The organism is Iamia sp., assembly GCF_035575815.1.
In the GTDB taxonomy this organism is placed as follows: Bacteria; Actinomycetota; Acidimicrobiia; order Acidimicrobiales; family Iamiaceae; genus Iamia.
This window is the reverse complement of sequence record NZ_DATLXO010000019.1, coordinates 1-9,347: the sequence shown is the minus strand read 5'-3', so window position 1 is coordinate 9,347 and position 9,347 is coordinate 1. Positions and strand designations below refer to the sequence as shown.

The window sequence follows — 9,347 nt, the reverse complement described above, 5'->3', positions numbered from 1 at the left end:
CTGGCCCGCCCCGACGTGCTGGTGGTCGCGGCGGGGAGGGCCGACACGCTCCGAGGCCTGTACTCCCACTGGGCCCGCACCGTGCGCCAGAGCCGGGCCGGCCTGCTGCTCCAGCCCGACGTCGACCTCGACGGCGACCTGCTGTCGGTCCGCCTCCCCCGCCGCACCACCACGCCGATCGGCCCCGGCCGGGGCTACCTCTGCATCGGCGGCGACATCGAACTGGTGCAGGCGGCCCAACCGCGAGCGCAGGGGCCTTCCCCGTGAGGATATGACGTTTACTGAGATGCACCGAGGGTATCGAGAGGTGCACCTCCGGCAGACGGTCGGAGCACCCCTACACCGCACAGGAGGCCCCCACCATGGCCGCAGGAGACGTCACTGCCACCGAGTACGGGCGCACGACCATCGCCAACATGAGGCGCACCATCCAGGGTGGGCTGAGCGAGCAGATCCGTTCCATCGTCAGCGACGGCGACATCCTCTGCCAGCCCGATGTGTGGGAGGGCTCGCTCGCCGCCCAGCACCGCGGCTCCTGGCCGAACACGTCCACCCAGCTCCGGGAGGCCGTCGACGAGCTGACCCGCCTCAACGAGCTGTTCAACAAGATCAACGCCGACATCATGGCGGCGGGCGGCAACGCCGTCTGACCGACTCAACTCACGAGGAAGGGCCGCCCCGAGAGGCGGCCCTTCTTCGCGTGTCGGACCGACCCGGTGCGCGTTCACACCTCCAAGGGGGCACGCATGCTCACCGGTTCGACGGGATCAGAAGTCGTGGACGACCCCTGATCCGGTGACCCGAGGTTTCAGCTCCCGGCCACGCGCATCATCAGAAGTCGTGGACGACTCCTGATCCGGTGACCCGAGGTTTCAGCCCTCGGCCACGCGCATCATCAGAAGTCGTCCATCCCGCCGGGCATGCCGCCGGCGCCGTCGTCGGCCGGCTTGTCGACGATGACGGCCTCGGTGGTGAGGAACAGCGCCGCGATCGACGCCGCGTTCTGCAGGGCCGAGCGGGTGACCTTGGCGGCGTCGGGCACCTTGGCGCTCAGGTCCTCGTACTCGTCGGTCCCGGCGTTGTAGCCGTGGCCGCCCTTCATGGCCTTGACCTTCTCGACCACCACGCCGCCTTCCTGGCCGGCGTTGACGGCGATCTGCTTGAGCGGCTCCTCGACGCCCCGGGCCACGATGCGGGCCCCGGTCGCCTCGTCGCCCGAGAGCTTCTCGGCCACGTCGAGGATGGCGGTCTGGGTGCGCAGCAGGGCCACGCCGCCGCCGGGCACAACACCCTCCTCGACCGCCGCCTTGGCGGTGGAGACGGCGTCCTCGATGCGGTGCTTCTTCTCCTTGAGCTCGGTCTCGGTGGCCGCGCCGACCTTCAGCACGGCGACGCCGCCGGACAGCTTGGCCAGGCGCTCCTGGAGCTTCTCGCGGTCGTAGTCGGAGTCGGTGTTGTCGATCTCCGCCTTGATCTGGGCGATGCGGCCCTTGATGTCGCCCTCGTCGCCCGCGCCCTCGACGATGGTGGTCTCGTCCTTGGTGACGATGACCTTCTTGGCCGAGCCGAGAAGGTCGAGGGTGGTGTTCTCGAGCTTGAGGCCGATCTCCTCGGAGATGACCTGGCCGCCGGTGAGGATGGCCATGTCGGCCAGCATTGCCTTGCGGCGTTCGCCGAAGCCGGGGGCCTTGACGGCAATGGACTTGAACGTGCCCCGGATCTTGTTGACCACGAGGGTGGCGAGGGCCTCGCCCTCGATGTCCTCGGCGATGATGACCAGCGGACGGCTGGACTGCATGGTCTTCTCCAGCACCGGGACGAGGTCGCGCACGGCGGTGACCTTGCCCGCCACGTAGAGGATGTAGGCGTCGTCGAGGACGGCTTCCATCCGGTCGGTGTCGGTGACGAAGTAGGGCGAGATGTAGCCCTTGTCGAAGCGCATGCCCTCGACGAGGTCGATCTCGAGGCCGAAGGTGTTGGACTCCTCGACGGTGATGACGCCGTCCTTGCCGACCTTGTCGAGCGCCTCAGCGATGAACCCGCCGATCTCGGCGTCGTTGTTGGCCGAGATGGCGGCGACCGACGCGATCTGCTCCTTGGAGTCGATCTCGGTGGCCGAGGTGCTGAGGGCGGCGACGGCCGCCTCGACGGCCACCTCGATGCCCCGCTTGAGCGCCATCGGGTTGGCGCCGGCGGCCACGTTGCGCAGGCCCTCGCGGACCAGGGCCCGGGCCAGAACGGTGGCGGTGGTGGTGCCGTCACCGGCGACGTCGTCGGTCTTCTTGGCGACCTCCTTCACCAGCTCGGCGCCGATGCGCTCGAACGGGTCCTCGAGGTCGATGTCCTTGGCGACGCTGACGCCGTCCTTGGTGATGGTGGGCGCACCCCACTTCTTCTCCAGCACGACGTTGCGGCCCTTGGGGCCGAGGGTGACGCTCACGGCGTCCGCCAGCTGGTTCATGCCGGACTCGAGCGAACGACGAGCTGTCTCGTCGAAGGTGATGATCTTGGCCATCCCCTGCCTCCTCTGCGTAGGTGATCGGTTGGCACTCTCAGGCGAAGAGTGCCAACAGCCAACCACCTGGGAGCGCTGTTAGCAACCACACCCTGCGAGTGCTAACGCCGGGCCTTCTGACCAGGGTCTCTCAGCCGCCGGCGACGGCGGGGATGATGGCCACGGTCTCACCGTCGGACACCGGTGTGGCCAGACCCTGGAGGAAGCGGACGTCGTCATCGGCGACGAAGACGTTCACGAAGCGGCGCAGCTGGCCGCCGTCGTCGAGGAGGCGCTCCTTGAACCCCGGGTGGGCCCCCTCGAGGCCGTCGAGGACCTCGGCGACGGTGCGGCCGTCGACCGCCACCTCGGCAGACCCGGCGGTCAGGGTGCGCAACGTGGTCGGGACGCGGACGGTGACGCTCATCGGTGGGGACTGCTCCTGGGGTGGTGGTGGCCACAGCACCGCTGTGGCGGCCCGCTGCGGTCGATGCCGCGGCGGGCGTGGACAGGATGGTAGCGGCGCGCCGGCCCGGGACGACACGGGCGACGACGGGTTCAGGCCGGCGCCGGCCCGGCCTCGCCGGTCGCCGTGGACGTCGACCCGGACCCGGCCGCGCCGAGCGCCTCGGCCTCGACCGCCTCCGCCTCCTCGATCCGCTCGTCGGGCAGGTCCTCGCGCGCCGCGACGACGGCGCGATCCGGGTAGGGCTCGTCGAGCCCGGGCACCGAGACGCCCACGACGTACTTGCGCCAGAGGTGACCGCCGATGATCTTCGCCGTCGCGGTGAGGGGCACGGCCAGCAGCAAGCCGAAGAAGCCGCCGATCGTGCCCCAGGCGAGCAGGGCGATCATCACCGCCGCCGGGTGCAGCTGGACCGCCCGGCGCATCACCGTCGGGGTGATGAAGTGGTTGTCGATCTGCTGCACGACGACCATCACGACGGCGACGCCGATGGCCGCCTTCACGTCCTTGGTGGCCAGGGCCACGACGATGCCGGGAACGGCGCCGACCCACGGCCCGATGAGCGGGATCATGTTGAAGACGCCGGCGACCATCCCCACCACGAGCCACAGGGGCAGGTCGACGACGGCCTTGAGGCCGATCGAGACCAGGACGCCGACGATGAACGCCACCGCCAGCTGGCCCCGGAAGAAGCCGCCGATGGCGGCGTTGAGGCGATGCGCGAGGAACTGCACCTCGCGCGTCGACCGCTCGGGGATCAGCTCCTCCACCCGCCGGCGCACGTCGGGCAGGTCGACGAGCAGGTAGAACGCCAGGAACGGCCCGAGGACGAAGATGATGCCGATGTGGAAGGCGCGCACGAGGTACTCGCGCAGCGTCGCCACCTGCTCGCCCAGCTCCTGGTCGTCGCCCGTGTCGGCCTGGTCCTCGATCTCCTCCACCGACGGGAGGTGGACGGGCCAGTTGTCGTCATCGGAGCGCTGCGAGAGGTCGTCGATCCACTCCTCGGCGTCGGCCTGGAGCCGCGGCCAGCGCTCCGAGACGTCATCGGCCTGGCTGGCGATGAGCGGGTAGAGCACCGCCCCCAGGACGGCGAAGAGCAACACGACCCCGAGGAACGCGACGAGCGTGCCGAACAAGCGGGGCAACCCCCGGCGCTCGAGGACCGACACGATCGGGTTGAGCAGGAAGACCAACGCGCCCGCCAGCACCAGCGGCGGGAAGACCACCCGGAAGACCCACCCCACGATGCCGAGCAGCACCGCGACGAGGGCGATGCCCGAGAGCCACCAGGCGGCGCGTCCGACCCGGGCGAGGCGTTCCTCCATGCCGGCGATTGTAGGGCTCGGAGGGTTCCCGCCCGTGCCGGATCACGGCCTCCTGACGAGTGGGGGGTCACCGCTCCCCGCCCCTCCTCCAGGACGGAGCTGCGTCGGTCGCGCTCGGCGGGACGGACCGGCGCAGCGCCGGCTACGAGCTCACCGGTCACCGCCGGCGCCGGGGGTGAGGGCCGCGAGGCGAGCAGCGACGACATCCTCGACGGCCGCCGCGGTGTCCTCGCGGGCCCGGACGGCGCCGAGGCGGGCGACGAGCGATTCGGCGTCGATGCGCTCGTCGATCCCGTCGAACACCTCGCCCGCCACCACCAGCACCGGCACGCCGAGCGCCTCGGCCAGCTCGACCACGCCGCCGACGACCTTCCCCTCGAAGGACTGGTCGTCGACGAAGCCCTCTCCCGTCACCACCAGGTCGGCGCCCTCGAGGGTCTCGTCGAGCGAGACCTCGTCGGCGACCAGCTCGAAGCCGGGCACGATGGCGGCGCCGACCGCGGCCAGACCACCGGCCAGCCCCCCGGCGGCGCCCGCACCCTGGAGGGCGGTGACGTCGACGCCGTGATCCTCTTCGTAGATCTGGGCAAGCCGCGCCAGACGCCGCCGCAGCAGCTCGACCTGGGCCGGGCTGGCACCCTTCTGCGGGGCGAACACCTCGGCGGCGTCGACGAACCGGATCCGCACGTCCGAGGCGACCACGAGGTCGATGCCGCGCAGGCGCTGCACCGGGTGCAGGGCACGCAGGGCCCCCAGCCCGCCGTCGGTCGTGGCGCTCCCGCCCACGGCCACGATCACCCGGCGCGCCCCCAGATCGACGGCGGTGGTGATGAGCTCGCCGGTGCCGTAGGACGAGGCCGAGATGGCGTCGTTGCCGTCAGGTCCGCCGACGAGCTCGATGCCCGAGGCCCGCGCCGACTCGATCACCGCAGTGCCGCGTCGGAGCTGCCAGTCCGCCGACACCGCGTCGCCGAGGGGACCGGTCACGAGGGCGGTGCGGTTGGGGCCGCCGAGGGCCTCGAGGGTGCCCTCGCCGCCGTCGGCCATGGGGACCTCGTCGCACTCCCACCCCGCCGCCCGGGCGGCGCGACCGATCGCCGCCGCCACCTCGGCTGCGGTGGCCGTGCCGCGGAACTTGTCGGGGGCGGCCACGACGCGCATGAGGCCAGTGTCGCGGACGGTGCGGTGGCGAGCGACGCCGAGCGGACGACGTCGGCGGGCATCCGTGGCGGCGCCCCTTCGGACCGGTGATCGGGCCGGGTCGGCGCTCAAGCTCGGTCGCTGATCAGACTTGGTCGGTGATCAGACTTGGTCGGTGATCGTGCCGGGCCGGCCGGCGCTACGGTCGGATCGTGACCGAGCGTCAGGTCGTGATCGTCTCCAACCGGGGGCCCATCGCCTTCCACCACGCCCCCGACGGCGGCCTCGTCGGCCGGCGCGGCGCCGGCGGGCTGGTGTCGGGACTGGCTCCGTTGGTGGCCGGCAGCGACACCATCTGGGTCGCGGCCGCCCTCTCCGACGCGGATCGCGAGGCGGCCGCCGACGGTGTCGTCACGAGCGACGGGCTGCGGGTGCGCACCGTCGCCCTCGACCCCGACGACCTCCGTCGCGCCTACGACACGGTCAGCAACGAGACGCTGTGGTTCGCGCACCACGGGATGTTCGACCACTACCGTGAGCCCACGTTCGGGTCGGCCTGGTTCGAGGCGTGGGAGGCCTATCGGCGGATCAACACCACCTTCGCCGAGGCCGTCGCCGACCTCGCCCCCGACCGAGCTGTCGTGCTGGTGCAGGACTACCACCTCACGCTCGTGGCGTCGGCCCTGGCCCGAAGCCGACCCGACCTCACGTGCGTGCACTTCAGCCACACCCCCTTCGCCCGACCGGCCGAGCTGGCCGTGCTCCCCCAGCGGGTGCGCCACGAGCTCATGGGAGGCCTCGCCGCCCACCAGGCGTGCGGGTTCCACTCCGAGCGGTGGGCCGGCGCCGCCCGCGGCTGTGCCCGCGCCGCGGGCCACGCCCTCACCACGTTCGTCGCCCCGCTCGGCCCCGACCCCGACGACCTGGCCGCCAGCGCCGCCGCGCCGTCGTGCACCGCCGCCCTGGCCCGACTCGACGAGGCCGTCGGCGACCGGCGCTTCCTCGTGCGCGTCGACCGCATCGAGCTCTCCAAGAACATCCTCCGTGGCTTCCAGGCCTACGGCGAGCTGCTCGCCGCCCACCCCGAGTGGCGCGGTCGGGTGGTGTTCGGCGCGTTCGTCTACCCGTCGCGCGAGGGCGTTGCGGCCTACCGGCGCTACACCACCGACGTCGAGAGGGTCATCACCGAGATCAACGACACGTGGGGCACCGACGACTGGACACCGATCGCGTATGAGCCCGGGGACGACTACCTCCGCTCGATCGCCGCCCTCCGCCGGGCCGACGCGGTCGTCGTCAACCCGATCCGCGACGGGCTCAACCTGGTGGCCAAGGAGGCCGTCGTTCTCTCGGACCGCGACTCGGTGCTGCTGCTCAGCGAGGGCGCCGGTGCGTGGGATGAGCTGGGCGAGGACGCCGTGCGCATCGACGCCCACGACCTGGTGGCCGCGGCCGAGTCGCTCCACCGGGCCCTGGCGATGGACGCGGGGGAACGGTCGCAGCGGGCGGCACGGCTGCGTCGCACGGTGGCCGAGCGCACGCCGGCCGCGTGGCTCGCCGACCAGCTGGCCCAGGCCTGACCCGCGGCGCGGCTGCAGCTCGCGATCAGGGCGCGAGCAGCGAGCGCAGCCAGGCCACCGCACCCGAGGAGCCGGGCACGACCACGTCGGCCCGGTCGAGGAGCTCGGGGGTGGACTCGTCGCTCTCGACCGCCACCCTCACCGTCAGCACGCCCTGGCGGGCCAGCCGGTCGAGGGCGTCGAAGGCGGGGATGTCGCCGACGTCGTCGCCGAGGAAGCACGCCGCCGAGCACCGCAGAGCAAGGTCCTCGACCACCACGCCCTTGTCGGGCGTCTGGGGCGGGTGGACCTCGATCGAACGGCGGGCGGGGCGGACCATCAGCCCGTGGGCCGAGGCGATCTCGTCGGCCAGGGCCGCGACCGCCGGGCCGACCTCGGGCCGGCGCCGGAAGTGCACGGTGAGCGACAGGCGCTTCGGCTCGACGGTCACCCCATCGGGGAGGCGCGCCGTGAGGTCGGCTGCCGCCCCGGCCACGGGACCGAGCCAGCGGAGCGACCCGGGTGCGTCGGCAACCTCTCCGTGCTCCCGGCGCTCGAGGCCGTAGAGCCCGGCGAGGTGCAGGCGCTCGTCGGACAGGTGACGCACCAGCACCTCGACCGGTCGACCGGAGATCACGCCGACCACCGGCGCCACCTCCGCCAGGGCGAGCAGCACCTCGACCGCTCCCGGTCCGGGGACGGCGGCGGCGGGGTCCGCAACGATGGGCGCGAGGGTGCCGTCGAAGTCGGTCAGGATCGCGGCCGAGGCAAGGAGCCCACGCAAGGATCGCGTCGGGGTCATGGCCCCATGATGGGGGGCCCGCGGGACCCCGACGCCATCTGACGGGTCGGCACGGACGGACTCCACCTCCCGGCCGCCCCGTGACGTCCGCCCGGGGTCAGCCGCCGCCGATGTCGCCGCCGAGGACCACGACGATGTCGGCCATCTCCGCACCGTCGCCGAGTGGTTCCTCGGGCTTGTCCGCGATGACGGCATCGGGCAGCCCGAGCACGCCGCGGACCGCCTCGGCGTCGGCCTGGAACTCGGGCCCGGCGTAGATGGTCGTGACCGGCAGGTCGGCGTTGGCGTTGGCCGCGGCGATCGTGGTGTAGCCGGCGGCCTTGAGCTGACCGTCGTTGTCGGCCGCCGCCCCGATCACCTCGGAGCCGTTGAGCACGATGGCGGTGACCGCTTCGGGGGCCCGGGTGTCGTCAGGGCCCGCCGGCTCGGAGGATTCCGTGGGCGGCGGGCCGCCCGTGTCGATCGGGGCGAGGGTGCTCTGGGTGGGATCGGCGGGCTGGGACCCGTCGAGCTCGGTCGAGGTGGCCGCAGTGGTGGTGTCGGACGCCTCGGTCGAACCGCCGTCGCCACTGCGCCACAGCAGGGCCAGACCGATCACGATGGCCACGACGAGCACGACAGCACCCCGCAGGGTGGCGTCGTCGCGGCCTGATGTGGGCGCTGTCACGGACGCACCCTCTCGGCCTTGGGGCGGGACGCGGTCCGCCACGACCTCTCGACGCCGAGGGTCACCATTTTTCTCGTTCGGTCAGCGGCACGGTCACCAGGTTGGTCACGGCCCGACAGCCTACGCAAGCGCAACCCCGCCCCGAGGGGACCCGTCCTTCCTAGGAGCTCTCAGTGCCGACGCCGCTTGAGCGCACCCCCGCCCGAGGGGACCGTCGGGTCAGATCAGATGAGGGCGGGAGCGAGGCGACGCGCCCGGCGGCCGCCGACTCCGTCGTCCCCCCGGAGTGGCTGCAGAGCCAGCTGCGCCGGGCCGACGAGGGCTACGCGCGGCCGTCGGCGGCCACGGCGTAGGCGGCCGCCCAGCGGGCCGCGACCTGGGGCGCCAGCCCGTCGAAGCTGTCGATCCGCACCACGCCGGCCAGCACCCACTCCACGTCCACGGGGCGAACCTGGGGGTGCGCGCCGATGCCTACGAGGCCGTCGGGGGCTGGCCCCTCGTCGCCACGGCCGAGGATCATGCCCTTTGGACCCGCCTGCAGGCCGGCGGCTGGGCGACCGTGTCGATGATCGATGCGGGCGTGACGACCAGCGGGCGGCGCCCTGGCCGTGCCTGCCCCCGCTGGGGGACGGCGAGACGGCCGGACGCTGGCGCGCCCTCTTCGCGCTGGCCCGCGACGACGTCTCGGTGGCCCGCCTCGCTGAAGCCCACGTCGACGCGGAGGTCATCGCCCGGGACGCATCTACCGTCGTCAGACCTAGATCCGCGAGGTGTTCGTGGGCGGGGTTCATGTCTGGCTTGAATTCGTGCTGATCGTCGTGAGGGGCCTGGTGGCTTCGTCGTGTGGTGGTGTGGGGGCGCGAGGGGTGAGGGTGATGGGCCGGTGTTGGT

8 protein-coding genes and 1 pseudogene are annotated in these 9,347 nt (G+C 72.4%); 3 read left to right on the top strand and 6 right to left on the bottom strand.

The annotated features are described in order from the left end of the window. Positions 1-267 (top strand): annotated as a pseudogene (locus tag VNL12_RS01445) (cell division protein FtsK); the annotation flags it as partial. Positions 268-362: 95 nt separating this feature from the next. Beyond that, positions 363-650, top strand: a complete 288-nt coding sequence (locus VNL12_RS01440; RefSeq protein ID WP_325590904.1) for a hypothetical protein — start codon at positions 363-365, stop codon at positions 648-650. Between the two features lie 245 nt (positions 651-895). Here VNL12_RS01440 and groL read toward each other — a convergent pair whose 3' ends face one another. The 4 genes from groL to VNL12_RS01420 all read right to left on the bottom strand — a co-directional run bounded on the left by groL (position 896) and on the right by VNL12_RS01420 (position 5,449). Further along, the gene (gene groL, locus VNL12_RS01435; RefSeq protein WP_325590902.1) at positions 896-2,515 is read right to left on the bottom strand and encodes a chaperonin GroEL; all 1,620 of its coding nucleotides are present in this window, start codon (positions 2,513-2,515) and stop codon (positions 896-898) included. A 130-nt stretch (positions 2,516-2,645) separates the two neighbouring features. After that, on the bottom strand, positions 2,646-2,921 hold the full coding sequence (locus VNL12_RS01430) for a ubiquitin-like small modifier protein 1 (protein ID WP_325590900.1): 276 nt from the start codon (positions 2,919-2,921) through the stop codon (positions 2,646-2,648). 131 nt (positions 2,922-3,052) lie between these two features. Further along, on the bottom strand, positions 3,053-4,288 hold the full coding sequence (locus VNL12_RS01425) for an AI-2E family transporter (RefSeq protein WP_325590899.1): 1,236 nt from the start codon (positions 4,286-4,288) through the stop codon (positions 3,053-3,055). A 150-nt stretch (positions 4,289-4,438) separates the two neighbouring features. After that, a complete protein-coding gene (locus VNL12_RS01420) occupies positions 4,439-5,449 on the bottom strand; it encodes a glycerate kinase (RefSeq protein WP_325590897.1) in 1,011 nt (336 codons plus the stop codon). Between the two features lie 191 nt (positions 5,450-5,640). Between VNL12_RS01420 and VNL12_RS01415 the strand changes: the two genes are divergently transcribed. Next, positions 5,641-7,008 (top strand): alpha,alpha-trehalose-phosphate synthase (UDP-forming), encoded by a 1,368-nt coding sequence (locus VNL12_RS01415; RefSeq protein WP_325590895.1) that lies wholly within the window; start codon positions 5,641-5,643, stop codon positions 7,006-7,008. A 25-nt stretch (positions 7,009-7,033) separates the two neighbouring features. Here VNL12_RS01415 and otsB read toward each other — a convergent pair whose 3' ends face one another. Together otsB and VNL12_RS01405 are read right to left on the bottom strand one after the other, a co-directional pair. Then, positions 7,034-7,789 (bottom strand): trehalose-phosphatase, encoded by a 756-nt coding sequence (otsB, locus tag VNL12_RS01410; protein ID WP_325590893.1) that lies wholly within the window; start codon positions 7,787-7,789, stop codon positions 7,034-7,036. A 97-nt stretch (positions 7,790-7,886) separates the two neighbouring features. Continuing rightward, a complete protein-coding gene (locus VNL12_RS01405; RefSeq protein WP_325590892.1) occupies positions 7,887-8,456 on the bottom strand; it encodes a LytR C-terminal domain-containing protein in 570 nt (189 codons plus the stop codon). Positions 8,457-9,347 lie beyond the last annotated feature (891 nt).

Bases quoted from the DNA above. Each gene is read 5' to 3' on its own strand.
- VNL12_RS01440 (WP_325590904.1), top strand. From the start codon at position 363: ATGGCCGCAGGAGACGTCACTGCCACCGAGTACGGGCGCACGACCATC.
- groL (WP_325590902.1), bottom strand. From the start codon at position 2,515: ATGGCCAAGATCATCACCTTCGACGAGACAGCTCGTCGTTCGCTCGAG.
- VNL12_RS01430 (WP_325590900.1), bottom strand. From the start codon at position 2,921: ATGAGCGTCACCGTCCGCGTCCCGACCACGTTGCGCACCCTGACCGCC.
- VNL12_RS01425 (WP_325590899.1), bottom strand. From the start codon at position 4,288: ATGGAGGAACGCCTCGCCCGGGTCGGACGCGCCGCCTGGTGGCTCTCG.
- VNL12_RS01420 (WP_325590897.1), bottom strand. From the start codon at position 5,449: ATGCGCGTCGTGGCCGCCCCCGACAAGTTCCGCGGCACGGCCACCGCA.
- otsB (WP_325590893.1), bottom strand. From the start codon at position 7,789: ATGACCCCGACGCGATCCTTGCGTGGGCTCCTTGCCTCGGCCGCGATC.